The following is a 26,744-nucleotide window of genomic DNA, read 5'->3' as shown; positions in this document are numbered from 1 at the left end:
CCGGCGCGGGACGCCGCCCGGGAGGGAGCGGCCCGCGGCCCGCGCCACGTGACGGCCGCGGGTTGCGTCCGCCCCGGCCCGGACGCGCCTCGGCGCCGCCCGAGGAGCCCCGCGCGGACCCGGAAGCCCCGCGGCTCGGCACGGAAGGCGACCGGACCCCGGCGATCTTGACAACCCCGGCCGTCCCGGCGACCTTGGCGGCCCTGGAGGCCTTGGTGGCGCCAGCGGATTCGGCGGATTCGCCGGGCCCGGTGGCTCGGCGCGCACCCCCCGGGGCCCTGCGAGCCGGAGATGCGGGCCGGCGTACCTCCGGCCTCGGCGGCGGGACCAGCCGGAGATGCGGCACCTCCGGCGGGGACGGCACCCCCTGAGGTCGTGGCGCCTCACCGGGACGCCACCCGTTACGCACTCCTGCCGCGGCCCTGGATCGCCGTGGTGTCGCGGTCGGCTTCACGATGGCCCCCCATCCCCTCGACCTGGCCGAACACATGTCGAAGAAAGATCGGTGAATCGAACACGATGTCGATCGAACTCCCGTACGATGTTGTACACCACGACGTCGCCGATTTCGAGGACATTCGAACATCTGTTTGAGTATGATCTTCGACCGCGATACGGTCGCTGCGTGCGACGCATCAGATACAGACCGGGAGGCGAGGAGTTCGTATGAGCGAACGCAACGAGAACGGTTCGGCCGCCGACGACCTGGCGGTTCGCAGGCGTGACTCCCTCGGCCTCACCCCCAGGCAGCGGAAGATCCTTGAGGTGATCCGCGACTCCGTGCAGCAGCGGGGCTACCCGCCGTCCATGCGCGAGATCGGTGAGGCGGTCCAGCTCACCAGCACCTCCAGCGTGTCGCACCAGCTGACGGCGTTGCAGCGCAAGGGCTACCTGCGGCGCGACCCGCACCGCCCGCGCGCGCTGGAGGTCCGCCTTCCCGGCGAGCCCGTGCTGTGGGTCGACCCCGACTCCAACAACGAGGACGAGACGCCGGTCAGCCGCCCGACCGCCGCGTACGTCCCGCTGGTGGGCCGGATCGCCGCCGGTGGGCCCATCCTCGCCGAGGAGAGCATCGAGGACGTGTTCGCCCTGCCCAAGCAGCTCGTGGGCGAGGGCACTCTCTTCCTGCTCCAGGTGAGCGGTGACTCGATGATCGAAGCGGCCATCGCCGACGGAGACTGGGTGGTCGTGCGCCAGCAGCCGGTGGCCGACAACGGCGACGTGGTCGCGGCGATGATCGACGGCGAGGCCACGGTCAAGACCTTCAAGCGCAAGGACGGCCATGTCTGGCTGGTCCCGCACAACCCCAACTACGACCCGATCCCGGGTGACGAGGCCACCGTCCTCGGCAAGGTCGTGGCGGTGCTGCGCAAACTCTGAGACGCCGCGCTTCAGGAGCGGATCCCCACCACCGGGGGACCCGCTCCTTTTTGCGTCACCGCTTCCCGCACATCGTTCCCCGCACGCCTCTTCGCGCACGTCGCTCTCCGAGCGCCGCTCTCCGCGTGCCGTGCCGGGCGCCCATGCCCCTCGCGGTCCGGGACGGCTCCCGGTGGACCCGCACGCTCCCGGCGGGCCGTCCCCGGGGCTCCCGTGGAGGGACGCCCCGGGAGACCGCTACGGAACGATGTTGACCAGCTTCGGCGCGCGGACGATGACCTTGCGCGGCGTGCCGGACAGGAACGCCTTGACCTTCTCCGAGGCCAGCGCCAGCGCCTCCAGGTCGGCGTCCGAGATCTCCGGGGAGACCTCCAGCCGGTCGCGCACCTTGCCCGCGACCTGGACGACGCAGATGAGGGACTCCTGAACCAGCAGGGCCGGGTCGGCGACCGGCCAGCCGGCCCCGGCGACCGAGGCGGGGTGCCCCAGCCGCTCCCATCCTTCCTCCGCCGTGTACGGCGCGACCAGCGACAGCATGACCGCCAGCGCCTCGGCGGCCTCCCGGACCGCCGGGTCGGCGGCGCCGGGCCCGGAGTCGATCGCCCGGCGGGCCGCACTCGTCAGCTCCATCATGCGGGCCACCGCGACATTGAAGCGGTAGGAGTCGACCAGCTTGGTGACCTCGTCGACGGTCCGGTGGACGATCTTGCGCAGCTCCGGGTCGCCGCCGGCGAAGTCGGCTCCCGGCGCGGAGGCGGCACCGGCCTCGGCCATGACGCGGAACGCTCGGGCCAGGAACTTCTGCGAGGCGGCCGGCGACAGGTCCGCCCAGTCGATGTCGTCCTCCGGCGGGCCGGCGAACACCATCGTCAGCCGGACGGCGTCGACACCGTAGGCGTCGATCTGCTGGCCCAGGTCGACGCCGTTGCCCAGCGACTTCGACATCGCCTTGCCCTGGTTGATCACCTGCCCCTGGTTCAGCAGGCGGGTGAAGGGCTCGGTGAAGTCGACCATCCCCATGTCGTGCAGGACCTTGGTGAAGAACCGTGAGTACAGCAGGTGCAGCACCGCGTGCTCGACGCCGCCGACATACTGGTCGACCGGGCCCCACTGGCGGAGCTTCTCCACGTCGAACGGGCCGTCGGAGTAGTCGGGGTCGACGTAACGCAGGAAATACCACGACGAGTCGACGAAGGTGTCCATGGTGTCGGTGTCACGCTGCGCGGAGCCGCCGCACTTGGGACAGGAGACGTTGACCCACTCCCCGGCCGAGGCCAGCGGGGAGACGCCCTTGGGAGACAGGGCCTCGCCGCGCAGGTCGGGCAGGGTGACGGGCAGCTGGTCGTCCGGGACGGGGACCTCTCCGCAGTCGAGACAGTGGATGATCGGGATGGGGCAACCCCAGAAGCGCTGGCGGGACAGCAGCCAGTCGCGCAGGCGGAAGTTGACCGCCGCCTTGCCGGTGCCGCGCTCGCCCAGCACCTCGATGATCTTCCGGATCGCGTCGGCCTTGCTCAGGCCGTCCAGGGGGCCGGAGTTGACCAGCGCGCCGTCGCCGGGGGTGGCCACGCCGGTCTCGCCGGGGTCGGCCAGGCCGGTGTGCACCACGACCCGCACCGGCAGGTCGAAGGCGCGGGCGAAGTCGAGGTCGCGCTGGTCGTGCGCGGGCACGGCCATGATGGCGCCGTGGCCGTAGTCGGACAGCACGTAGTCGGCCGCCCAGACCGGCATCCGCTCACCGTTGACCGGGTTGACGGCGTAGCGGCCCAGGAAGACACCGGTCTTCTTCTTCTCGGTGGACAGGCGGTCGATGTCGGACAGCTTCGCCACCTCCGCGCGGTACGCCTCGAACGCGGCGCGCTGCTCCTCTGCGACGATCTCCTCGGCCAGCGGCGCGTCCGGGGCGACCACGAAGAAGGTGGCGCCGTACAGGGTGTCGGGGCGGGTGGTGTAGACGGTGACCGGCTCGTCGCGGCCCTCGATCACGAAGTCGACGTCGGCGCCCTCGGAGCGGCCGATCCAGTTGCGCTGCATGGCCAGCACGCGCTCCGGCCAGGTCTCCTCCAGCTGCGCCATGTCGTCCAGCAGCCGGTCCGCGTATTCAGTGATCTTGAAGTACCACTGGGTCAACTCACGGCGGACGACCTCGGCGCCGCAGCGCTCGCACCTGCCGCCGACGACCTGCTCGTTGGCCAGCACGGTCTGGTCGTTGGGGCACCAGTTGACCAGGCCGCCCTTGCGGTAGGCCAGGCCGCGCTCGAAGAAGCGCAGGAACAGCCACTGGGTCCAGCGGTAGTAACCGGTGTCGCTGGTGTGCAGGCGGGTCGACCAGTCGAAGGAGACCCCGTACCGCTTGAAGGAGGCGGCCTGGGTCTCGATGTTGGCGTACGTCCACTCGGCGGGGTGCGCGTTACGCTTGATCGCGGCGTTCTCCGCGGGCAGACCGAAGGAGTCCCAGCCGATGGGGTGCAGGACGTTGTAGCCCCGCTGGCGCCAGTAACGCGAGACGACGTCGCCGATGCCGAACGCCTCGGCGTGGCCCATGTGCAGGTCCCCGGAGGGGTAGGGGAACATGTCGAGCACGTAGCGCTTCTCACGCGTGTCGGCGGGGTCGTCGGAGGCCCGGAAGGGGTCGATCTCCTCCCACCGCCGCTGCCACTTGACCTGCAGCGCCTGCGGGTCGTAGTGCTGCTCGTCGCTCGCCGTGTCGGCTCTGTCGCTCACTGAATCTTCCCTCGGTCTACGTCTGCGCGGATGATCTGACCCGTCCGGCCCAATGAAAAACCCCCCGCTCACGCGGAGGGCAGCCGCATCGGCCGGGCGCTCAGAGACGGGAAAGCCGATGCGGCCCGGTAAGCAGGGTCGCGGCACGCATAGTCCAAGCCTATCGCAGCCCGCAAGGCGTATTCATGGGCTGGGAAAACATGTGCGATCATGCGAAACGAGGGACAGGCGGGTCCAGGGTCAGCAGAATGGGGCTCGTATCCATACCGAGATGGATGAGATCCGATGGCTACGTGCCTGTTGTGACCTCGTTTGTCCTTCCCGTCTACTCTTTTCACCGTGGCACATTCAGTCGAGCCGGGGCAGGGCCCGGATCCGTTGGAGGTCGGTCTCCCCTTGCAGGACCCGCCGACCGATCCCACCGGGCTCCAGTTCAGGGGTGCGTTCTCCGGTTTCCCTGCGAACCCCCCCGTCTCACGTGAGACCATGCCCAATACTCATAATTCGGGCAACCGCGCGGGAGGTAAGGAAAGCATGGCCTCGGAGCAGTCCAGCCAGCCCCACCCGCCTCCGGCATGGCCGGAGGCAGCTGAGCCGGTGCCCTCCTGGGCGAACGACCCGCTGGGCACCGGCCCGCGGCTCCCCCGCCCCCAGGAGGACGCCGAGAACGGTGCCCGGCAGAACGCCTCCCCCGGCGGTAACGGCTGGCCCCAGCCCACCCCGGCGCAGGACGGCACCCGGCAGAACGCCTCAGACCCCCGGAACGGCGGGCACGGGAGCACCTCCCCCGGCGGCTGGGCACAGGCCACGGCACCTCAGGGCGACGTGTGGCAGAACTCGTCGGGTGCGCAGGGCGACACCTGGCAGAACACCTCGGGTGCGCAGAGCGATGTGTGGCAGAACGCCTCCACCCCGCGCAACGACACCTGGCAGAACACCTCGGGATCCCAGGGCGACGTGTGGCAGAACACCTCCGGCCCGCGCAACGACGGACACGGGCAGGGTTTCGGGGCGCCGCAGAGCGATCCCGGCCGGGCCGCAGGACACCCGGAAAGCGGCTCCCGGCCGTCGGCTTCGCCCGCGGAGAGCGCCGTGTGGCCGCCCGCGGGCAACGGCTCCTGGCCGCCTGCGGCGTCAGCGGACGGCTCCGCGTACGGCACCGGCACCGCCGGAACACAGGACCGGATGTTCTCTCCGCCTGCGTGGGCGAGCGCGTCGATCGACGCCCCCGCCGACCCCGGCGGGGCGTCCTTCGGCGGCGCCGAGCAGAACGGCCGCGGCGAGTACGGCGGCCCCGGCGCGCACAACGAACCCGGCAGGTCCGGCGGCTCCGGGAACGGTGACGCCTTCGGCGCCGGGAACGGCAACGGCGTAACCGGCGGCACCGGTCACGGCGGACTCGCCAACGGCGGGGCGGCCGAGCAGACCGTACGCCTCAGCTACGGCGTACCGGACAACCCCGCCATGTGGGCCATGGCCGCGGCCAGCGCCGCGCAGGCCGCGCCCGCCCCGGCGCCCCAGGAGTCTCCGGGCCGGCCCGGCGGCACCGGTCCGCATCCCACGCACGGCCACCCCACGCATTCCGGGCAGCCGGGTCAGCCCGGACAGTTCGGTCACCCCGGGCAGTTCGGCCGGCCGGACGGCACCGGCCAGCCCGACCACCGCGGGCAGCCGGGACAGTTCGGCCGTCCCGACCAGCCCGGGCATCACCTGAGCCGCGACCCCTCCGACCCGAGCAAGCCGTTCGTGACCGCGGGTCAGATCAGCGGCCCGAAGACGCCTCCCCCGGAGCGTCAGCAGGAGCTGTGGGACACGGTCTTCGGCGAGAGCTACGAGGGTCTGGCGGAAGGCGAGCTCGAGGGCCGGGGCAGGCCCGTATGGATCTTCGCGCTGGCCGGGTCCGTGGTCATCGCACTGGTCGGTGCGACGGTCTGGGCGTTCCTGGCCGGGCCCCTGGCCTCCGACGAGGAGATCGTCGCGGACTCCCCCAAGCCCTCGGCGACCGCGAAGAAGACCACCAAGCCCGCCGCCGTCGGCCGCCTGCCGCGGTTCAGCGGTAAGGCGTCCCCGGTGGCCGGTACGCTCACCGACCAGCCGGCGGGGATCACGCTGGCCAAGCTCGGCGCTCCCTGGCGGCAGGATCAGCGTCCGACGGTGCCCACCAGCTACGGCTTCACGACCCGCCAGTACCTGCCGGCGGGTACCGACTCGACGGGCAAGGCCCAGTTCGCCCAGATCATGTCGGGTCCGCTGTCGCCGCGGTTGAAGAGCAAGTACACCTCGCCGAAGAACCTCGCGCCGGTCATCAACGCGGTGGCCTCCACCGGCCGTAAGAAGTTCTTCCCGGAGGACAACAGCGCCCGCAAGACCGCGCAGCAGACCCTGTCGGTGAACGGCATGCCGGGTCAGCTGGCGGCGTACGAGATCACCTCGGGTGACACCAAGACGACCATGGTGGTGGCGGCGGTGAGCACCGGTGCCGACGTTCCGGCGATCGTCTACATGTCGGTTCCGGACAGCAAGAAGGAGCTGCTGCCCGACGTGAACACCGTGTTCAAGTCGATCAAGGTGCAGGGCCAGTGAGTCAGAACGTGCAGCCCATGTGCTTGATGCCGTTGATGAAGCTGGACCGCAGGCGGTCGGGCTCACCGACGGAACGGATCTCCGGCAGGCGGGTGAACAGCTCGCGGAACATCACGGTGATCTCCCGGCGAGCCAGGTGAGCGCCTAGGCAGAAGTGCGGGCCCGGGCCGCCGAATCCCACGTGCGGCCCCTCCGTGCGCGTGATGTCGAAGCGGTACGGGTCGGTGAAGACCGCCTCGTCGCGGTTGGCGGCCCAGTAGAAGAGCAGCACCTTGTCGCCCTCGCGGTAGAGGTGGCCGTTCATCTCGTGGTCGCGGGTGAGGCTGCGGCGCATCCAGGCCACGGGCGAGGCCAGCCGGACGATCTCCTCGACCGCGCCGGGCATGCGTCCGTCGAGATCCTCCCGCAGCAGTGCGCGCTGGCCGGGGTTCTCGGTGAACAGGTGCAGGCCGTGGGAGATGGCGTTGCGGGTGGTCTCGTTGCCCGCCACCACCAGCAGGATGAAGAACGAGCCGAGCTCCTGCATCGTCAGCTTCTCACCGTCGATGTTGGCGCTGGTCAGGGCGGTGGTGAGGTTGTCGCCGCCCTCCTCGGCCAGGGCGACGACGAGTTCCTGGAGCGTCTGTCCCGCGCCGAGGAGCAGTTCGGCGGCGCGGGAGACGTCGGTGATGAACTCCGGGTCGCCGCCCGAGAGGATGATGCTGGTGGCGTCGAAGACCTTCTGGTAGTCGCGCTGCGGGATGCCCATCATGTCGCAGATGATCTTCAGGGGCAGCTTGGCGGCCACCTCGGTCACGAAGTCACAGCCCGGCCCGGTGGCGATCAGGTCGTCGACGATCCGCACGGCGGCGGCCTCGACGTCGGCCTCGAACTGCTTGATCATCTTTGGGGTGAACGCCCGGGAGACGATCCGGCGGAGGCGCGCGTGCCGCGGGTCGTCCATATTGATCATCGAACCGAAGTACTCGTTGAACTCGGGTCCGAGGTCCTGGATGGACGTCGACCCACGCCCGGAGGAGAAGATCTCGGGGTGGCGGCTGGCCTCGATGATGTCGGCGTGCCGCACCAGGGCGTAGTAGCCGCGACCGGGAGGCGCGAAGGGGATCTCGGGCTCGGAGAACAGGACCGGACCCGGCTGGGCACGGAGCACCGCGAAGGCCGCCTCGCGCTCGGCCATCGGCCGCTCCCAGAAGGCGATGTCCGACAGGTTGATGTCCGCGAGCGAAACCGACACATCAGCCTCCACTAGAATGGCATTCTGTTTTGCAGATCCTGCCACATGACGCTCAGGCCAACCAGCCCAGAACGAGATTGTTGACCTCGCGGGGTCGCTCCAGGTGGAGGAAGTGCCCGGCTTGTAGAACATGTTCCATCCGGGAGCCGGGTGGGAGGAAACTCACCGCCCCGTCGACCTGCTCCACCCCCAGGCAGCCGTCACGCACCCCGTGCAGATAGAGGATCGGCACGTCCCGGCCGGCCGCGGGCCGTCCGGCGGCATGGTGGCCGGTGGGTGCCACCGTGCCGAGCATGGCGCGGTAGTAGCCGATCGCGGCGGTGAGGTTCGCCGGGGCGCCCAGGCTTCGCCGGACGAACGCGACGTCCTCGGTCGCGTCGTAGCCCGGTGACCAGTCGCGCCACAGTCCTTCGACGAACCCCTCCCGCGCCGCCGCGGTCTCGGCCAGGCCGGTCTGGAAGAGGAAGACGTAGAACGACCGTTTGAGCTGCTCGTAGTCGAAGAACGTCTCCAGCAGGGTGCCCGCCGGGGGCAGCGCCATCGCGATCCCGGTACGCCAGCGCTCGGGGGCGAGGGCGGTGGCGCCGTAGACGGGCAGGGCCCCCCAGTCGTGTCCGATGAGCACCGCGTCACCGTCACCGCCGAGCGCCTCGTGCAGCGCGCAGGCGTCGGCGACCAGGGCGTCACCCTCGTAGGCGCCGTCCGGAGGGACGGAGGTCGGCGCGTAGCCGCGCATGAAAGGCGCCACCGCCCGGTAGCCGCGCGCGGCCAGCTCCGGCATCAGGTGCCGCCAGGTGTACGCGGTGTCGGGGAAACCGTGCAGGCACAGCGCCAGCGGCCCCCGCCCCGCCTCCAGGTAGGCGAACTCGACACCGTTGGCGGTGACGGTCTTGATCTCTCCGGCGTGCCCGCCGTCTGCCGGGCGGATGTCCATGAGGTGGAACCTAGCACCTGCTTGGCCTTCCGGAGCGGGGATGCCGCGAGGTCGCCTGCTGCGTGGCCGCCCGGCATCCGGCTTCCCGGCGGCGGACTCTCCCGGACGATCCGGTCGATCCGGGGGCATCGGCGCGATGTCGTCGGACGAGCACCGACCCGGGGCCGCACGGCGGTCGTCGGCGTGAGACGGCTCGCCGGAATCTGACTCACAACCGCAGGACCGCGAGTCCGGAGTCCTCCGGCAGGATTTCCTCGACACGCCGCTGCAGGTCCGTCACGAGCCGCTCGTACTCGGGCGTCCCGCCCCTCGGCGCGCGGGAGACCAGGCGCATGGTCTCACCGTAGAAAGAGGAGTAACGGTCCGCCTCGGGGTGCTCCACCCAGCCGGTGCGCCGGTGCCATCCACTGTCCGCGAAGGCGACGCCGACCAGCAGTCCGGCGTCGAACACCCTCCCGACGGCGATGGCCGCGGCCAGCAGCGTGTCGGCGAGTTCCCCGTCGTGCACACGGCCGGAGAGGAGCAGCCGCCCGACCTCGAAGATCGACTCGTTGTCCGGCGCCATCGCCGCGATCGTCTCCTCGCGCCACCTGGGCCCCAGATAGCGCCGGCTCTTGAACAGGGAGCTCAGCTCCGGCGGCACGAGGCGGACGCAGGCGGCGATCCTGGTGTCCGACCCGAGGTGCGCGCTGATGTGCCAGGAACCGAAGTCGATCTCCTCGGCGTCGATGTAGCGGCCGACATCGTCGCAGAAGTACGGTCGCCTGCCGTTGTCGTACATGATCTTCCCGCGGAACTCGCGGATCCGGGTCAGCCACGCCTCGATCGGGCCGAGCGCCGACTGGCGGCCGATTCGCAGCTCGATCCCGTCACCGCGGGCGGAGATGGGTCTCACCCGCGGCTCCGGAGCGGGAGACGGGACAGGACGGACGTCCGCCGCCCTCACGGGCATGTCGCCGAGACCGTTCCCCCGCGGGGTCCGGCACTGATCCGTCATGCGTTTCACGCTGCCTTCTTCGTCGTCACTCACCTGACACGAGTCGGCGGCCACGACCCGTGAGGCGCCGGAGGACGCGCACCGTCCCCGGTGTCCCGCCCGCGCACCGCACGACGACGCGCGCCGCGACCCGCCCCATCGCCGCTTCGCGGGGATCGCGCGGGTGCGTCCTCACGCTAGGGCCGGGCGGACTCTCGCTCACTCCCCCGGACGACCGATTTCCGATCATCCGTCAGGTTGACGACTCACGACGTCCGGCGAGCGGGATCGCACCCCGCCCTCCGGACGAGCCCCGTCGCGGGCACCGTCACCGGAACCGGCACGGGCACCGGCCTCGACGGCGGCCGGTTCCCGTGCCGGCCGGGCTCCTGCGCCGGCGGGTGCCGGTGTCAGCCCCGCTGCGCCGGGCCGTTCAACACGATGTCGTCGACCGCCATGGCGCCGCCGTTGTGCAGGGTCCAGAGCAGGTAGTAGTCGGCGAACTCGCCGGTGGTGAACGTGACCGTCTTCGACCGCACGTCGCCGTCCGCGGGCTCGGACCAGCTCGTGACCCCGAGGTCCTTGGAGAAGCCTCCGGTGGCGCTGCGGACGAGGAAATAGGGGTTCGTCCGGGTCCCCTCCGCGCCGAGGAGCCGATACTTGAACGTCACCGTGTAGGTGGTGCGGGGTGCCAGCTTCAGCTTGGTCCGATCCGACCACAGGAACTCGTGCCATTCCTGCGTGACCGGGGACTCAGCGTAGACGGAGTGGCCACCCGCCACCCGCCTGGCCTGGTCCGACGTGATCTGCCCGCCGTGCGCCGGGGAGTAGAGCGACCTGTCGAACGTGCCCTCCTCGAAGTTCTCCCGGACGCAGCGGCACGGCCCGGCAGAACCGTCGTAGCGCTTCTTCCACTCGCTGTCGAAGCCCACGGAGACGTTCTTCGCCGTGACGGTGATCTCCTGTCCGTCCAGGGTCGCGGGGATCGTCGTCTCGAACCCGTGGGCCGGTCCGTACTGGGGGTACCTGATGGCGACATCCGGCCGGTCGGCGTTCGCCGAGACGGTCTTGACGACCTTGCCGTCGGCGCGGATCGTCACCGAGACGGGGCCCGTCGTGTCCCAGTCGATCGCCCAGCCCCGCACCAGGATGTTCTCGCCCTGCCAGCCCACCTCGTCGAGATACCCGTGCGGGTTGTGTCTCTCGTCGTGGTCCTCGCAGGCCACCATGGTGCGCACGCCTGCGGAGAGGCTGTGCACGCACACCATGTGGTTGCCGTCCGCGGAGACGTGCTCGACCCACACCTCGTAGCCGTGGTCGGGGCCGAAGGCGGGGAACGCCCCGGCCGCCTTCGGGTGCGGGGCGGACGCCGACGCCGTGAGGCGCGGTGTCCCGCCCACGGTGACGTCGAGCTGCGCCGGGCCCGCGGTGTAGGGGTCGATCAGCCAGCCGCGGAAGACCGAGAACTGCCCGTTGGGGGTCGCCACGCTGCGCAGGTGCTGCTCCAGCATGCCGAACGGCCGGGTGTCGTAGCCGATGCAGCCCAGGCTCGTGTACGTGGAGGCCGCCTGGGCGGACACGCACACGGTGTGCGCACCCCGGCCCGGAGGGAGGGGGACGGTGAAGTCGAAACCATGGTGGTCACCGTGTCCGACGTCGGGCCGGTACTTGTCCGCCACGCTCCAGACCCTCACCCCGTTCTCGCCCACGGCGAAGACCCGGAGACCCGTCGCGGGGGCGAACTCGTCGAGGGCCCATCCCCTGAGCCTGAGTTTCCCGGGCTCGAAGGTGACCTCGTCGAAGTACCCCACGACGCTGACCTCGGGGAGGGCGGCGGCTCCGCGGGCGGGGGCCGGCGGTGTGGGCGTGGGGAAGCCGGCCGGGGGCTCCTTCAGCCTGGTCGTCGCGGGGGCCACCGGCGTGCCGTCGGGCGGCGCCGGGAGTGCCCTGCGGTCGAGCTCGCTGGGCGTGTAGGGCTCGACCTCGCCCTTCCTTTTCCCTTCTTCCTTCTTTCCGGGTTTGCCGGAGAACGGGTGGTCCGGGTCCTTGCCGGTGGCGGCCCGGAAGAGGCCCGCGGGCTGCGCCGCCACCCGGCCTGGCGGACCGGCCGGGACGGCGGGCGCCGCCGGGTCGGCCTGGGCCGACGGAGCCGTCAGGGCCAGCAGCAACGGGCAGAGCAGACTCGCCGCCAGGGTGGCGGCCGTTCTTCTTCGCATCGATGTTCCCTTGGTTGCCTTCGCAGGCGGTCGGTTCCACGGGGATACCGGCGGGATGCGGACCGGATGCGGTCCGCATCCCGCGGAGGGGCGGTGCTACGCCGCGTCGGCGCGGAACAGCGCGTCGACGCCCTGCAGCAGCTTGATCGTGTCCTTGACCTCGGGGATGCCCTCGGTGTAGACGCCTTCGGCGATCTCCTTGGAGTGCTGTTCGTACTGCGCCAGCAGGACGCCCGTCCCGTGCCGCGCGAACGCCAGGAGCGTGTTCCCGATCGGGTCGCCGGTCCACGCGTCGACCGGCAGGCGGCTCCTGCCGTACCAGCTCGTGCAGTCGAGCAACCACTGGCGGGACTGGCCCACGAACGGGTCGAAGGCGACGGAGTTCCCGCAGGGCGAGCCGGTCCCGGCGGAGGGGTTGCATTCGGCGTAGTTCTGCTGGGCTCTGCGGAAGATCTCGGTGATCACCGCCTCCTCGCCCACGTCCGACGGCAGCCGCTCGGCTCCCGCCAGCACCGTCTGCATGATCGGGTCCTTGGCGAACGCGGTCGCCCAGCCGGCCCGGGTGTACGCCTGGAGCAGCCGCATGGTCCTGGTCACCGTGGCGTTGGCCTCGGACAGGGGCTTGCCCGCGGTGGTCAGGTCACCGACCACCCTGTCGTAGTAGGCCTTCTGCCGCCCGGCGAGGAAGCGCGCCGCCCTGTCCCGCACGGAGGCCAGGACCGCGGCGTCGTCGGTGACCGTCGCGAGCGCCTCGAAGTACTTCCGGTAACCGTCCTCCGCCCACCGGTCGAGGTAGTGCTTGTCCTCGTTGCAGAAGTAGACGGTGGTGTCGCCCTGCTGGGGCGGCCCCAGACGGGTCCGGCAGACCACGCCGAGGGGCTGGGCGTGCGACCACGTGCGATAGGTCTCCACCTTGCCGTCCGGCCACGTGAGCTGCATCTTCATCACGACGGACAGGTCCGCCGTCTTCGTCAGCACCTGCCCCTCGGTGCTCGACTGCTGGTTGGTCAGGCCCGAGGTGTGACAGACCGTCAGCGTGGGCCGGTCGGCCTCGGGGAAGGCGTGCTCGGCCAGCAGGATCGCGTTCGGGAGCTGTCCCTTCACGACCTTGAGCCTCGGGCGGGCGAGCTCTCGGGGCGGGGCGGGTGCGCACGACGGGACGGTGTCGGGCCACTCCTGTGTGGTGCCCGCGGGCAGCGCCTGGTCCGCCGTGCCGAACAGCCGGTAGTCCTTGCCGTCGGTGATCTCCTCCTGGATCGGGACCAGCGCCGCGGACAGGTCGCCGACGGCCTTCCGGTAGTCGCCGACCAGGCCGGTGAACAGCCTGTTGGTGCGGGTTTCGTCATCCTGGGGCTTGCTCAGCTCCTGCGCCAGGCCGTCGATGTCCAGTCCCGCGGCGACGATGTCCGCGGTGCGCTTGGGGTCGAGCTCCTTGGCGTAGACCGGGTTCTCCGTCATCAGCTGCACGTAGCCGTGGGCCATGGTGAGCCAGGCCGCCAGGTTGCGGGGGGTGGGAACCTCCGTGGGCCAGCTGTGCTTCTTCTCGCCGTACCAGCTGAGGAAGCCGCCGACGCCGCCGGACGCCTCATAGGTGTCCAGGCACCGCGACGGGGTTCGCCTCGTGCTGCTGGTGGTTACCGGGGCTCGGCACGAACGGCTCCTCCCTGGTCTGGGTGACCGCCGTGTAGTGCACCTTGTTGATGACGCCGGCGTATTCCCCGTACGTCGGGATCGGGATCTTGTGCAACCTCTCGTACCCCAGGTACTCGTTCAGCGCCTCCCGGGAGCTGTGCAACGCGCCGTTCTGCAGCGACTTGATGATCTCGGCCGCCCAGACGTCCACGCTCTGCTGGATGTTCTGCAGTTGGCCCTGGATCTGCGTCAGCTGGGCGGCCGTCGCGCGCTGGAGCTTGAGGACCTGCTCGAACTTGCCCATCATGTCGCCGTAGATGGTGTTCAGGGTCTCGTTCACCCGGCTGAACTGCTCGTTCATGGCGTTGTGCAGGTTGGCGACCTCCTGGCGGAGCTTGCCGAGCTGCTGCACGAGCTGCGGCTCCGGGCTGCCCAGGAAGATCGGGAGCAGGTCGCTGATCGCACCGATGATGTTCCCGGTCAGCGCCACGGTCCCCATGGAGAAGAACGCCTTGCCGAACGACTTCCCGGCGATCTTGGGGAGGTAGTCGTTGACCGCGGTGGCGATCCTGGCGGCCGCGGTCCCCACTCCCGCCACCTGCTTGGCGGCATTGGGATCGAGGCGTTCCATCAGCTTGGCGAGGACGTTTATCCCGTCCTTGACCTGGTCGATCTTCTCCTGACGCTTCTTGGCCTCCGCCAGAGCCGCGTCATGGGCGGACGGCGGTGCGGCAGGCGCGTCGGTCTTCCACTGGAAGGCGCCGTCGTCGCCGTTCTGCAGCTTGTCGATCGACTGGACCGCTTCCCTGACGAGGTCGTTGTTGTGCCCCAGGAGCTTGGCCAGCTGTTTTTCGATCTCCTGCCGGTATCCGGGGTCGCCCTGCGGGATCTGCAGGATCCGCCGCACGTCGACGACGGCGTCCAACCCCGAGTTCGCGACCAGCTGCTCGGTGGTGGCGGTGGCGCCGATGCCGACGGAGGACCCGATCCGGCTGTCCCAGACCTTCACGTGGGGGTTGTCTCCGCCGAGGGTGGCCGCCATCCCGCGCACGCCCGCGGCGACCGCCCGGCCCCATTCGTCCAGGACGGCGGCGGCGTTGCCGGTGAGGGCGTGGTTCGCGGCCACGGCGTTCTGCCAGCTGTCGAACTGCTGCGCGGGCGTCGCGGCGAACCCGCGGAGTGCCGCGCCGAGGGACGCGGCGGCGGGAGCGAGCTCCGGGTGTTCGCCGACCATCCGGCTGATCTCCCCGAGTGCCGCCACCGGGTCCCCGCCGGGGGACGCCCCGAGCTCCTCCAGCTGTTCGTCGAGAAGCTCCGACACGCTGAGGAACTCCTGGACGATCTCCTGCTCCGGCCGGTCGGGTTTCTTCTTCGACCAGGCCACGAGAAGTGAGCTGAGCAGGACGTGCCTGTAGTACTGCGAACTGCGCACGCGCACGTTCAGGGCGTGCAGCTGGCTGTTCAGCGCCTCCGTGCCGGTCTGCTCCGGCGCGGCGGAGGCCGGGACCCCGCGCAGCAGGGTCGCCGCCAGGACGAACGTCAGCGTGGCCGCGAGCACCCGGGACAGCCGGGCCGTCCCCTTCCACCGACGGCGCGCTCCGCCGTCGTCTCTTCGTCTCGATCTCACTGATCATCTTCTCTCGGGTGGGCACGTGTACCGGGTCCCCGGAGCCACCGCCCGTCATCACGGCGGCACGGCGGAGCCGCGGGCTCTCGTTCCGTGCGGACTTCCGGGCAGTGCGAAAAGCGCTCGTGGCCCTTCTCGGCGGACACGGCACGACGGAAAACGGGGGTGTGGAACGCCGGCTCCGGCCGACGGTGCGGCGTCCACACGCGTGAACAGCCTTTTCCCCGGTTACCGGAGGGCCGTTATCCGGGGAAAGGCGCCTTCTGCTGGAAACGCGGCGTCAGAGGGGGCACATGACGCGAAATCGTGAGCCGCCCGTGTGAACCGGGGCGGCGGGGAGACGACATCCTCCTCTCTGGCGCATACGCGCGAACGGGGACTCCGCTGAGCACGGCCCCTCGTCCGGCCGGTTTCCCGCGAATTCGCGCCAACACTAATCCGCTCCGGAAATGTGGCTATCCGCCTGCACGATGATCGGAGATCAGCCTTCGGGATGACGACCTCCGCGACGGTCGCGCTCCTCGCGCGGCCCCTCCGGCCCGCCGGGCGGCCTTCACCTGTCGGCGAGGATGAGGTCGGCGGCCTTCTCCGCGATCATGACGACCGGGGCCTGGGTGTGACCCCGATTGATGACCGGCATGATCGAGGCGTCGGCGACTCTGAGCCCGGCGACGCCTCGAACCCGCAGGGCCGGGTCCACCACCGAGTCGTCGTCCTCGCCCATCCGGCAGGTGCCGACCGGGTGGTAGAGGGTCTCACTGCGCTCACGGATCCAGCGGGCCAGTTCCTCGTCGGTCCCGGCGCCCCAGTACGGGTCCATGGGCGGCCCGGCGAGCGGGGCGAGCGCCTCGGTGGCGAACAGTTCCCCGGCCTTCCGGAGTCCCGCGACCTGCCGCCGGAGGTCGGCCTCCGCGGTGAGGTAGCCGGGGTCGATCACCACGTCACGCCCGTTCAGGAAGACCCGGCCCCGGCTCTCCGGTTGCAGCAGGACCGACGCGATGGTCAGGCCGTGGCCGGGCGGCGGGGTGAGGCCGTGGTTGATGAAGGGAGCCGGGGCGAAGATCAGCTCTATGTCGGGGGCGGGCTCGTCCGGCGAGGTGCGGATGAACGCCACGGCCTCACCGACGTTGGAGGTGAGCTTGCCGGTGCGGCCGACCAGGAAGCGGAGCAGGTTGCCGGGCGACTCGGCGCCGACGAGCGTGATCGGCCGCCGGCAGTGCAGGAAGATCCCCGACGCGAGGTGGTCCTGGAGGTTCCCGCCGACCCCGGGCAGGTCGCGGACCGGCTCGATCCCCTCGGCCCGCAGTTCGTCGGCCGGGCCGACGCCGGAGAGCATCAGCAGGTGCGGCGAGCCGATCGTCCCGGCCGCCAGCACCACCTCGGCGCGGGCCCGCACCACCGCGCCGTCGCCGTACACCACGCCGGCCGCCCGGCCGTCCTCGATCAGGACCGACCGCACGGGCGAGGAGGTCAGCACGGTGAGGTTGGGCCGCCCGGCCGCGGGCCTGAGGTAGGCGTCGGCCGAGCTCCAGCGGCGGCCCCGGTGCTGGGTGACGGGGGTGGGCGAGCAGCCCTCGTTGGAGGGGCCGTTGAGCTCGTCCAGGCGGACGATGCCCAGCTCCTCGCAGGCCCGCAGGAACAGCTCGGTGGCGGGGTTCGGGGAGCGCAGCTCGCAGATGCGCACGGGCCCGCCGGTGCCGTACACACCGCCGCGGTTGCTGCCGACGCGGCGCTCACTGCGCAGGAAGTACGGCAGGACCTCGTCGTAGGACCAGCCCGGCACGTTCCAGCCGTCGTAGTCGGCGCGGTGCCCGCGCACCCACATCTGGCCGTTCATCGACGAGGAGCCGCCGATCATCCGGCCGCGCGGCCAGTAGAGCTCCCTGCCGACCAGCCCCGCCTGCGCGGCGGTGGTGAAGTTCCAGTCGCGCTCGGTCTTGAAGAGCCTGGCGAACCCCGCGGGCATCCGGACCTCGATCCGGTCGTCGGACCCGCCCGCCTCGACCAGGGCGACGGTGACACCGGGGACCGCCGAGAGCCGGTCGGCCAGGACGCACCCGGCCGACCCGGCCCCGACGACGACGTAGTCGTACTCCACGCTCACTGACCCCTCCTCGGACAGACGGTCAGCTCGCCTCCCCCGTAAGCGGGCTCCTGCCTGCTCTCCTTATCCCCCCTTCTTTTGCCCGTCAATTTGTAATGCGGGTTACCTACCGGTCGGTATCTTCGGCTGCCAGTATGGGCACCGTCAGAGCCTGCTCGGAGGAGGACGCACCATGCTCAACCTGTCGATCGCACTGGAGGACAGCGCCCGGGAGTGCCCCGACCGCACCGCACTGGTCTTCGGTGACCTGCGTCTGCCGTACTCGCTGGTCGACACCGTTGCGAATCAGGTTGCCAACCTGTTGGTCTCCCGGGGGATCGGCAAGGGTGACAAGGTGGCGATCGCCTGCCCCAATCTGCCGTACTTCCCGTTCGTCTACTACGGCATCCTCAAGACCGGCGCCGTGGTCGTGCCGCTCAACGTGTTGCTGCAGTCGAGGGAGATCGCCTACCACCTGGAAGACTCCCAGGCCAAGGCGTTGTTCTGCTTCGAGGGCACCCCCGAGCTGCCGCTGGGTGAGCGTGGCAGAGCGGGTTTCGAGGAGGCCCCGTCGACCGAGCACTTCTTCGTGCTGCCCGCCACCGCCTTCGCCACCGAGTCGGAGTACGGCCAGACGCTGTGGGCGGCGCTGGACGGGGTGTCCGGTGAGTTCGAGACCGCGCAGACCTCCCCCGACGACACCGCGGTGATCCTCTACACCAGCGGCACCACGGGCCGGCCCAAGGGTGCCGAGCTGACCCATCAGAACATGCTGCTCAACGCCATGGTCGCGGACGAGATGTTCCCCCGCACCGTGGGCGGTGACGCCTACCTGGCGGCGCTGCCGCTCTTCCACTCCTTCGGGCAGACCGTCATCATGAACGCCGGGTTCCGGCGCCGGGCGACCCTCGTGCTCACACCGCGTTTCGAGCCCGGTCCGGCCCTGGAGCTGATGCGCGCCGAGAACATCACGTTGTTCGCGGGCGTGCCGACCATGTACTGGGCCATGCTGGCGAAGATCCACGCCGACGGCGACGAGGTGCCGGCCTCGCTCAGGGTGGCGGTCGCCGGCGGCGCCTCCTGTCCCGTCGAGGTGCTCAAGGACTTCGAGAGGACCTTCGGCATCGGCATCCTGGAGGGGTACGGCCTGTCGGAGACCTCCCCGGTGGCCAGCTTCAACCAGCTCGGCAGGCCCACCAAGCCCGGCACGATCGGCACGCCGATCTGGGGCGTGCAGATGCGGCTGATCGACGGCGACTGGAAGACCGTCGAGGGCGAGGGCCCCGGTGAGATCGCGATCCGCGGTCACAACGTCATGAAGGGCTACTACAACCGGCCCGAGGCGACCGCGGAGGTGATGAGGGACGGCTGGTTCCGCACCGGCGACATCGCCACCCGGGACGCGGACGGTTACTACGCCATCATCGACCGGGCCAAGGACATGATCATCCGTGGCGGTTTCAACGTCTACCCGCGCGAGGTCGAGGAGGTCCTGGTCACGCACCCGCAGGTCTCCCTGGCGGCGGTGCTGGGCGTCGCCCACGACTCGCACGGCGAGGAGGTCAAGGCCTACGTGATCCGCACCCCCGGGGCGACCCTCACCGAGGAGGAGCTGATCGGCTGGTGCAAGGAGAACATGGCTGCCTACAAGTATCCGCGGATCGTCGAGTTCCGCGACGCCCTGCCGATGACCGCCACCGGGAAGATCCTCAAGCGCGAGCTCCGCTGACCGCGCCGCGTGGGGACGCCGCCCGGCCCATCGGGCGGCGTCCCCGCGCTCCGCGTCCCCGGCCGGACAGCCGGGCGGGCAGGGAGGCGGGCGGGGTCAGGCAGCCGGGCGGACGGACGAGGGCATAGGCCGGGTCTTGCCCCTGTGAGAGGTGGGTCAAGCGGTGTTTTCACCTCGGGGGCCGGGGTAGGCACGGCGGAACCGATCCGGGGGGAAATCATGGCAGATCAGACAGAGAGCATCATCGACGTCCTGACCACCGACCACCGCGAGGTGGAACAGCTTTTCGGCCAGCTGGAGATGCTCCGCGGCGTCGACGAGAGCGAACGGCGCCGGGATCTCACCGAGAAAGTGATCACTGAGCTCATCAGGCACTCCATCGCCGAGGAGGCGTACCTCTACCCGGCCACCCGCAAGTTCGTCCCCGGCGGGGACGCGCTGGCCGACCGGGAGCTCTCCGAGCACGCCGAGGCCGAGCAGCTCATGAAGGACCTGGAGAAGACCGACGTCGGCGACCCGCGGTTCGACCAACTGCTCACCCGGTTCATGGGCGTGATCCGGCAGCACGTCCAGGAGGAGGAGGGCGAGCTGTTCCCGCAGTTGGCGCGGCACGCCGGAACCGAGGAGCTGCGGGAGCTGGGCGGCAAGGTCCAGGCCATCAAGAAGGTCGCCCCGACCCGGCCGCACCCCATGGCTCCTGACACGCCACCGGCCAACAAGCTGCTCGCACCGGGCGTCGGACTGGTGGATCGTGTCCGTGACGCGCTGAGCGGGCGGGGAAAGGGCTGAGCACCGCTCGCGCTCGCCTGGAGCGGGGTGCCCTCCCCGCGGCGTGCGGGTGTTCCGGGTGATCAGGAACCGCCGGTCGATTCCGGATCACCCGGAACCGCCGGTCCCCGCTGGTGAGCGGGGACCGGCGGACGGGAGCCTGAAGCGGCGGGTCAGGGCCAGTCGAGGGACGGGCGGAGCGGTACGCGCGCCTCGCCCGCGGCGTCGAGCCTGACGGCGAGGACCTGGTGGAGCTGGACCTTGTTGCGCTCGAAGCCGACCGCGGAGGCAGCCATGTAGAGCCGCCAGACCCGTGCCGTGCCCTCACCGACCTCCATGACCGCCTCGTTCCAGTGCTCGTCGAGGTTGGCGCACCAGTGGCGGAGCGTCTGCGCGTAGTGTTCGCGCAGGTTCTCCTCGTGACGGATCTCGAAGCCGGTGTCCTCGATCTGCCGGGCCAGGTGGCCGACCGACTCCAGCTCCCCGTCCGGGAAGACGTAGCGGTTGATGAAGCCGCCGGGGTTGATGGTCGGCTCGGTGCCCGTCGGCCGGGTGATGCAGTGGTTCAGCAGCCGTCCGCCGGGGACGAGCTTGTCGTACAGGAAGCGGAAGTAGAACGGCAGCTGGTTCTTGCCGATGTGCTCGGTCAGGCCGATCGAGCTGACGGCGTCGAACCCGGTCTCCCGCACGTCGCGGTAGTCCATGTGGCGGACCTCCGCGAGCTCACCGAGACCGGCCTCGGCGATCGCCTTCTGTGCCCATTCGGCCTGCTGGCGTGAGAGGGTGACTCCGAGGGCCTTGACCCCGTACTCCCGGGCCGCGTGCATGACCATGCCGCCCCAGCCGCAGCCCACGTCCAGCAGCCGCATGCCGGGCTTGAGACCGAGCTTGCGGGCGACGAGGTCGAACTTGACGCGCTGGGCCTCCTCCAGCGTGGCGTCCCGCTCGGGGAAGACCGCGCAGGTGTAGGCCATGGACGGTCCCAGCACCCACCGGTAGAAGGCGTTGGAGACGTCGTAGTGATGGTGGATCGCCTCCGCGTCGCGCCGCTTGGCGTGCCTGCTGCCCAGCCGGGCCATCACGCTGCGCCGCACCTCCTGGGGGGGCGGGGGCACCCTCATCAGCAGGGGACGGATGCCGAGAGCCCGCGCCGCCGCGAGCTTCTCACCGAGGGGGATGTCGTTGACGGTGAGCGTCCACATGCGTGACAGAAGGGTGTACATGTCACCGTGGACGTCGATGTGGCCGGACACGTAGGCCCTCGCGAGCCCCAGCTCTCCCGGCGCCTGAGCCAGATACGCGACGGCGGTCGGGGTCTTGACCTCGACGGTGATGTCGGCGCCGTCGGCTCCTGCCTTGCTTCCGTCGTACGCGACCAGGCGCACTCCGGTCTCGGGGCCCATGACCTTTTCGAAGATCTCTGCCAGCAACACGGAATCAGCCTTTCCTAACGCCCCCGAACACACTTGTCGTAGAGGTCGAGCAACCGGCCACCCCCGTCGTATGCCTGTTTCACCGGCCAATAGGCTTTTTCGTTATAGAAACGCCAAAATTCATCGCGAGGGTAGTAGGAGGTCGAGTACAGCGATTTATGCCCCTCCAGCTCGTGGACACGCTTCTCGATGAGACGGTTGTGGTATCCGTCGAACTGGCCGCGGGGCAGCGGAACCATTCCCCAGAAACCGAAGTTCACATAGAGCCGGTCGGGCTCCAGGGGATAGAGCGGCCACTCGCCCGTCGCCCGCAGCGGGCACATCCAGACCGGCGTCATGCCGACCTTCTCGTGGAAGAACTCCAGGAACTCCGCGCCGCGCTCGACGGGCACCTCGATGTCCTGGATGACGGACTCCTGCACGGGCAGGCCGCGCCAGCGGTCGACCCGGGCGACCACCCCGTATCTGCGGTCGAGGCCGACCAGCCTGCGATAGACGTCGGAGCGCATCCACTTGCGCGGCATCAGCGAGCGCACCACCGGATGCTGCACGCCGAAGGCCCGTGAGCACCAGAACCAGTCGGTGTCCCAGCGCCAGAGGTAGTCGCGCACGGTCAGCCAGTCACGGGTCCTGGCCTGGATCGACCGGTAGTAGATCCGCATGCCGGTGTAGTCGGACAGGTAGGGGGCACGGTCGGCGAAGCGGCCCACGGTGACGTAGAGCTCCCCGGGCCCGAAGAACGTGCCGTCCACGAAGTCGACCGGCTCGCCCTCGTGCCGGCCGCTCTCGCAGATCTCCCGCAGGGCGACCATGCACTTGTCGGCGTCGCCGAAGGGGATGTGGGTCAGGCGGACGTACGGCTTGACCGGCTTGAGCCTGATCCGGATCCGGAGCGCGTAGCCGAGCGTGCCGTAGGAGTTGGGGAAGGCCCGGAACAGGTCACGGTGCTCGTTGTCGTCGCGGGCCACCACGACCCGGCCGTCGCCGGTGAGGATCTCCAGCTCCTCCACCGACTCGTGCGGCAGCCCGTCCTTGAAGCTGGTGGACTCGATGCCGAGACCGGTGACCGCCCCGCCGAGGGTGATGGTCTTCAGCTGGGGCACGACGTACGGCATGAGACCGTGCGCCAGCGTGGCGTCGACCAGGTTCTCGTAGGTCGTCATGCCCTGGACCTCGGCGGTCATCGTCACCGGATCGACCTCGATGACCCGGTCCAGGTCCTTGGCGGAGAGCTTCGCCGCCCGCCCGCCCTCACGGAACCGGAACAGGTTGGTGGTGGCCTTGGAGAGCCGGGGCACGGCGTCGCCGGGGATGGCGGCGTAGGACTCCCTGATCAGTTCCACCGCTCGCCGGTGCGCAGCCATCTCCGTCATCCGCCGCACGGTGATCACCCCCATGACCGTCGTTGTGAAGATCGCCCTTAGGCAAGTTATAACTCGGATCTCTCCGGAGCCAGGCGGGACGCGTTAAACAAGCGAAAACTCTACGGCGCCGTGATCCTGTGCTTCGGCCCCGGCGCGCCGAATCACGGCGCGGCGGGGAGTGACGTCCCCCGGTCGCGTCACCCCCCGGCCGGAGCGGACACCCCCCGGTCACGTCATTCCCCGCCGCGGGGGTGGAAGCTGGCGAAGATCCGGTTCATCAGGGCCCGCTGGGCCTGCCACTCGTCGTCGTGGGTGGTCCAGCTGAGCACGATGGCCGTGTCGCCGACCGCGACGAAGCGCCGGACCTCGTGGTAGGTCACCCCCGGCTTCGCCCAAGGCGCCCCGCCGCTGTCCTTCATGCTCCAGGTGAACTCCCACTGGAGCCCGGACCCGTAGGCGAGGGGTACGGCGGCCGTGTCCTCGGAGTGGATCTCGCTCCACTGGGCCGCGTTCTCCCTGACGGTCCGCTGGAGCTGTTCCAGCCCCTCGGTGGAACCCTCCAGCAACTCCACCGACATGTGCGCGCCACCGTCGCGGCGCAGCCACTGGGTGTAGCCCGTCTCGGGTGACCAGTCGCCGGTCCAGCCGGCCGGGTAGGAGATGCTCCAGTTCTCCGGCGGGCGGGCCCGCCAGGTCCGCAGTCCGAGCGCCGCCCCGGGTGCGGGTGCGGCCGTGGTCCGGGTGGGGGTGGGCCGTGGGGTGGGCGTGTCCCGTTCGGCGTTCCTGGTCCGCTCGGGCTTGGCGGCGGCGGAGGTGGAGGCGGAGGTGGGCCGGGAGCCGGCCGTGTTCTCCGATCCGGAGCCGGACATCGCGACGGCCACCGCTCCACCGCCGACCGCCAGGACCGCCACCGCGGCGAGGATCAGCGGGACCCGGCCGGCACCGCGGCGCCGCCGTTCCGGCGGCAGGGTCGGGGACACACCCGGGAACGGAGGGTGGGACGAGGGTGCGCCGGGGAACGGCTGGGACGGGGGGAACCCGGGGGGAGGCGTGGCCGAGGGGCCGGTCCGCAGGTTCTGCCGCTCTCCGGTCTGGCGGCTCTCCCACTCACCGGTCCGGCGGACGGCGGCCGCCGGATCGGCCACCACCTCGGCGAGCAGGGCGTCGGCCTGCTGCGCGGTCAACCGGTGGGCGGGCTCCCGCTGGAGCATGCCCATGAGCACCGCGCGCATCTCCACGGGCACCGGACGGAAGTCGGGCTCCTCGGTGAGCAGGGCACTGAGGGTGGCGATGGCGTCACGCCGCTCGAAGGGACCTCGGCCGACGAGGGTCGCGTAAAGGGTGGCTCCGAGTGCCCACAGGTCGGACCAGGGGCCCGCGGCGGTGCCGGTGGCGCGCTCGGGCGGCAGGAAGCTGGGCGAGCCCGTGACCATTCCGGTCTGGGTCAGGGAGGTGTCGCCCTCCACCACCGCGATGCCGAAGTCGGAGAGCACGGCGCGGCCCGTCTCGTCGAGCAGGATGTTGCTCGGTTTGACGTCGCGGTGGAGGATGCCCGCGTCGTGGGCGGCCCGCAGGGCCGACAGCACCTGCCGGCCGATCTCGGCGACCTGCGGCACCGGCAGCCGGCCGACCTGGTCCAGGGCACGTGCCCGGACGAGTTCCATGATGATCCAGGGGCGGCCGTCCTCCTCCGCCACGTCGTAGATCGCGACGATGCCGTGGTGGTTGAGCCGGGCGGCGGTCCTCGCCTCGCGGGAGGTCCGGGTCAGCTGGACCTGGTGCTCGGCCGCCGAGAGGTTCGGCGGCAGCAGCACCTCCTTGATCGCCACCGCACGGTTGAGCAGGGTGTCGTAGCCCTCCCACACCACGCCCATGCCGCCCCGGCCGAGCTCCCGCAGCAATCTATAGCGCCCAGCGACCACCCGTTCACTGTGCGGATTCGTCATCGTGAAACCCCTAGATCCCATTTGGAGAGGCCGCAAGTTTTTCATACGCGCGGGCGCCACTTTCCCACACGGGAGCAGGCGGCACGCGGTACCGGCACGGATCTCTTGCCACGGAAAGCCGAATGTTGTTCTACTTGGCCGGGAGGGGCGGCGCCCCGCCGCCGGGGTGCCGGCCGGTCGCGACCGCCCGCTCCGCAGCAGAGACCGCACCCGAGGAGACGCCTATGGAGCGCTTGACCAGGAAGGGCCCGCTGGCCGGGGTCCGTGTGCTCGAACTGGCCGGACTGGCCCCCGGGCCGTTCGCCGGGATGATGCTGGCCGACCACGGGGCCGAGGTGCTGCGCGTCGACCGGGTGGGCCCCGTCGCCAAGGCCGGGGACAGGCCGCGCGCCGACGTGATGGACCGCGGCAAGCGGACGATCGGCCTGGACCTGAAGTCACCCGAGGGCGTGGCCGCTTTCCGGGAGCTCGCGGCCCACGCCGACGTGGTCGTCGAGGTCTTCCGGCCCGGCGTCGCCGAGCGTCTCGGCATCGGCCCCGCCGACCTGCACGCGGTCAACCCGCGCCTGGTCTACGCGCGGATGACCGGCTGGGGGCAGGAAGGGCCGCTGGCGCCGACCGCCGGGCACGACATCGGCTACATCGCGATCTCGGGTGTGCTGTCGATGCTGGGTCGCGCGGGCGAGCCGCCCACCCCGCCGATCAACATCCTCGGCGACTTCGCCGGCGGCGGCCTCATGCTGGCGTACGGCGTACTGCTGGCGCTGCTCGAGCGGGAGCGGACCGGCGAGGGCCGGGTGATCGACGCCGCCATGGTGGACGGCTCGGCGGCGCTGTTCGCGATGTTCTACCACGGCGTGCAGAACGGGTCCTGGGGGCCGCGGGGCACGAACCTCCTCGACACCGGCGCCCCGATGTACGACACCTATGAGACCTCCGACGGCGGATACATGGCGGTCGGCGCCCTGGAGCCCCAGTTCTGGGCGGAGATGATCCGGTTGATGGGTCTGTCCGACCTGCCCGACCGCGACGACCGGTCGCGCTGGCCGGAGCTGCGCGCACGGCTGGCCGAGGCGTTCCGGTCGCGGACGCGCGCCGAGTGGGAGGCGGTGTTCGACGGCACGGACGCGTGCGTCTCCCCCGTCCTGGGAATGGGCGAGGCCGCCGACCATCCGCACAACAGGGCCCGCGGCACGTTCGTCGAGGTCGGCGGGGTCCGCCAGCCCGCTCCGGCGCCGCGCCTGCTCGGCGTGCCCGAGCAGGACCTCGCACCGGCCACCCGGCTGTCGGACCTGTCCTCCTGGGGGCTGCCCGACGACACCGCGGCGAAGCTGCGCGAGGCGGGGGTGCTGGCGTGAGCGACGAGGCGATGGACGTCTTCGAGGCCCTCTACACGACCCGGGCGATGCGCCGGGTCAAGCCGGACCCGATCCCCGAGCAGGTGCAGCGGAGCATCCTGGACGCCGCGGTCCGCGCACCCAGCGCGGGCAACACGCAGGGCTGGCGCTTCATGCTGGTGGACGACCCCGGGGTGAAGGCGTCCCTCGGGCCGCTCTACCGCGACGCGCTCGACAAGCTCTTCGAGGGCCACTACCGGCCGATGCGGGAGAGGGCCGAGGCCGAGGGCGACACCGGCACGCTCAACGTCCTGAGGTCGGCCCGGCACCTGGCCGACCACTTCGAGGACTACCCGCTGCTGCTGTTCGCGTTCACCCGCAACGACCCGTCCGGCGGCTCGATCTTCCCCGCGGTGTGGAGTGCCCAGCTCGCCGCGCGTGCCCACGGCGTGGGCAGCGCGCTGACCAGCGTGCTCGGCGTCTTCCACGCGGAGGAGACGATGCGCGTCCTGGGCGTCCCCGAGGGCAGGGGCTGGAGCGTGGCCTGCACGGTCACCTTCGGCTACCCCACCGGCCGCTGGGGCGTCGCACCCCGCCGCCCGGTCCACGAGGTCAGCTACCGCAACCGGTGGGGCGAGCCCGTCGGCTTCGAGATCCACGAGCCTCTGTGGGGCTACGGGAACCGACCACCGGCCGCCGGTGACGCCGAGACCCGTACAGCGATCACCTCGGCTCCGGACGTGATCTCCCACTGAGATTGCAGCCATCTTCAAGTGCT

The 26,744-nt window shown here is 70.6% G+C and carries 17 protein-coding genes; 6 read left to right on the top strand and 11 right to left on the bottom strand.

From position 1 onward, the window contains the following. Positions 1-666 precede the first annotated feature (666 nt). Positions 667-1,380, top strand: a complete 714-nt coding sequence (gene lexA / locus F4562_RS25955; protein ID WP_221207448.1) for a transcriptional repressor LexA — start codon at positions 667-669, stop codon at positions 1,378-1,380. Positions 1,381-1,617: 237 nt separating this feature from the next. Here the strand turns inward: lexA and leuS are convergent, their stop codons facing one another. Then, positions 1,618-4,104: a leucine--tRNA ligase gene (gene leuS / locus F4562_RS25950; RefSeq protein WP_184544382.1), complete on the bottom strand. Its 2,487-nt coding sequence runs from the start codon at positions 4,102-4,104 to the stop codon at positions 1,618-1,620. 534 nt (positions 4,105-4,638) lie between these two features. On the opposite strand from leuS, the gene F4562_RS25945 reads away from it, so the two are divergent. Further along, entirely contained in the window at positions 4,639-6,687 is a 2,049-nt protein-coding gene (locus F4562_RS25945) for a hypothetical protein (RefSeq protein ID WP_184544380.1), read from the top strand. A 1-nt stretch (position 6,688) separates the two neighbouring features. On the opposite strand, the gene F4562_RS25940 is transcribed toward F4562_RS25945, so the two are convergent. From F4562_RS25940 to F4562_RS25910, 7 genes are all read right to left on the bottom strand, one after another. Continuing rightward, positions 6,689-7,864: a cytochrome P450 gene (locus F4562_RS25940; protein ID WP_246474396.1), complete on the bottom strand. Its 1,176-nt coding sequence runs from the start codon at positions 7,862-7,864 to the stop codon at positions 6,689-6,691. A 109-nt stretch (positions 7,865-7,973) separates the two neighbouring features. Further along, on the bottom strand, positions 7,974-8,855 hold the full coding sequence (locus F4562_RS25935) for an alpha/beta fold hydrolase (protein WP_184544375.1): 882 nt from the start codon (positions 8,853-8,855) through the stop codon (positions 7,974-7,976). 208 nt (positions 8,856-9,063) lie between these two features. Then, positions 9,064-9,750: a hypothetical protein gene (locus tag F4562_RS25930; protein ID WP_184544373.1), complete on the bottom strand. Its 687-nt coding sequence runs from the start codon at positions 9,748-9,750 to the stop codon at positions 9,064-9,066. Between the two features lie 491 nt (positions 9,751-10,241). After that, on the bottom strand, positions 10,242-12,047 hold the full coding sequence (locus F4562_RS25925) for a hypothetical protein (RefSeq protein WP_184544372.1): 1,806 nt from the start codon (positions 12,045-12,047) through the stop codon (positions 10,242-10,244). 96 nt (positions 12,048-12,143) lie between these two features. Continuing rightward, positions 12,144-13,529 carry a hypothetical protein gene (locus F4562_RS25920; RefSeq protein WP_184544369.1) on the bottom strand — a complete coding sequence of 462 codons (1,386 nt, stop codon included), beginning with the start codon at positions 13,527-13,529 and terminating at the stop codon, positions 12,144-12,146. A 103-nt stretch (positions 13,530-13,632) separates the two neighbouring features. Then, positions 13,633-15,306, bottom strand: a complete 1,674-nt coding sequence (locus tag F4562_RS25915; RefSeq protein ID WP_184544367.1) for a hypothetical protein — start codon at positions 15,304-15,306, stop codon at positions 13,633-13,635. A 553-nt stretch (positions 15,307-15,859) separates the two neighbouring features. Continuing rightward, positions 15,860-17,410, bottom strand: a complete 1,551-nt coding sequence (locus tag F4562_RS25910; protein ID WP_311734127.1) for a GMC family oxidoreductase — start codon at positions 17,408-17,410, stop codon at positions 15,860-15,862. Positions 17,411-17,582: 172 nt separating this feature from the next. On the opposite strand from F4562_RS25910, the gene F4562_RS25905 reads away from it, so the two are divergent. Both F4562_RS25905 and F4562_RS25900 read left to right on the top strand, forming a co-directional pair. Continuing rightward, positions 17,583-19,118, top strand: coding sequence for a long-chain-fatty-acid--CoA ligase (locus F4562_RS25905; RefSeq protein WP_184544366.1), 1,536 nt, complete (start codon positions 17,583-17,585; stop codon positions 19,116-19,118). 219 nt (positions 19,119-19,337) lie between these two features. Further along, on the top strand, positions 19,338-19,907 hold the full coding sequence (locus F4562_RS25900; protein WP_184544364.1) for a hemerythrin domain-containing protein: 570 nt from the start codon (positions 19,338-19,340) through the stop codon (positions 19,905-19,907). 152 nt (positions 19,908-20,059) lie between these two features. Here F4562_RS25900 and F4562_RS25895 read toward each other — a convergent pair whose 3' ends face one another. From F4562_RS25895 to F4562_RS34315, 3 genes are all read right to left on the bottom strand, one after another. Then, the gene (locus tag F4562_RS25895; protein ID WP_184544362.1) at positions 20,060-21,319 is read right to left on the bottom strand and encodes an SAM-dependent methyltransferase; all 1,260 of its coding nucleotides are present in this window, start codon (positions 21,317-21,319) and stop codon (positions 20,060-20,062) included. Positions 21,320-21,333: 14 nt separating this feature from the next. Further along, positions 21,334-22,692, bottom strand: coding sequence for an FAD-binding oxidoreductase (locus F4562_RS25890; RefSeq protein ID WP_184544360.1), 1,359 nt, complete (start codon positions 22,690-22,692; stop codon positions 21,334-21,336). A 224-nt stretch (positions 22,693-22,916) separates the two neighbouring features. Beyond that, positions 22,917-24,629, bottom strand: coding sequence for a serine/threonine-protein kinase (locus F4562_RS34315; RefSeq protein ID WP_221207447.1), 1,713 nt, complete (start codon positions 24,627-24,629; stop codon positions 22,917-22,919). Between the two features lie 224 nt (positions 24,630-24,853). Between F4562_RS34315 and F4562_RS25880 the strand changes: the two genes are divergently transcribed. Both F4562_RS25880 and F4562_RS25875 read left to right on the top strand, forming a co-directional pair. Then, entirely contained in the window at positions 24,854-25,987 is a 1,134-nt protein-coding gene (locus F4562_RS25880) for a CaiB/BaiF CoA transferase family protein (RefSeq protein WP_184544358.1), read from the top strand. Beyond that, a complete protein-coding gene (locus F4562_RS25875; protein ID WP_221207446.1) occupies positions 25,984-26,721 on the top strand; it encodes a nitroreductase family protein in 738 nt (245 codons plus the stop codon). The genes F4562_RS25880 and F4562_RS25875 overlap by 4 nt, the downstream gene beginning before the upstream one ends. Positions 26,722-26,744: the final 23 nt, after the last annotated feature.

This window comes from Streptosporangium becharense, from assembly GCF_014204985.1.
Classification (GTDB): domain Bacteria; phylum Actinomycetota; class Actinomycetes; order Streptosporangiales; family Streptosporangiaceae; genus Streptosporangium; species Streptosporangium becharense.
Note: the sequence above shows the minus strand (reverse complement) of the source record. Positions and strands in the feature narration are given on the sequence as shown.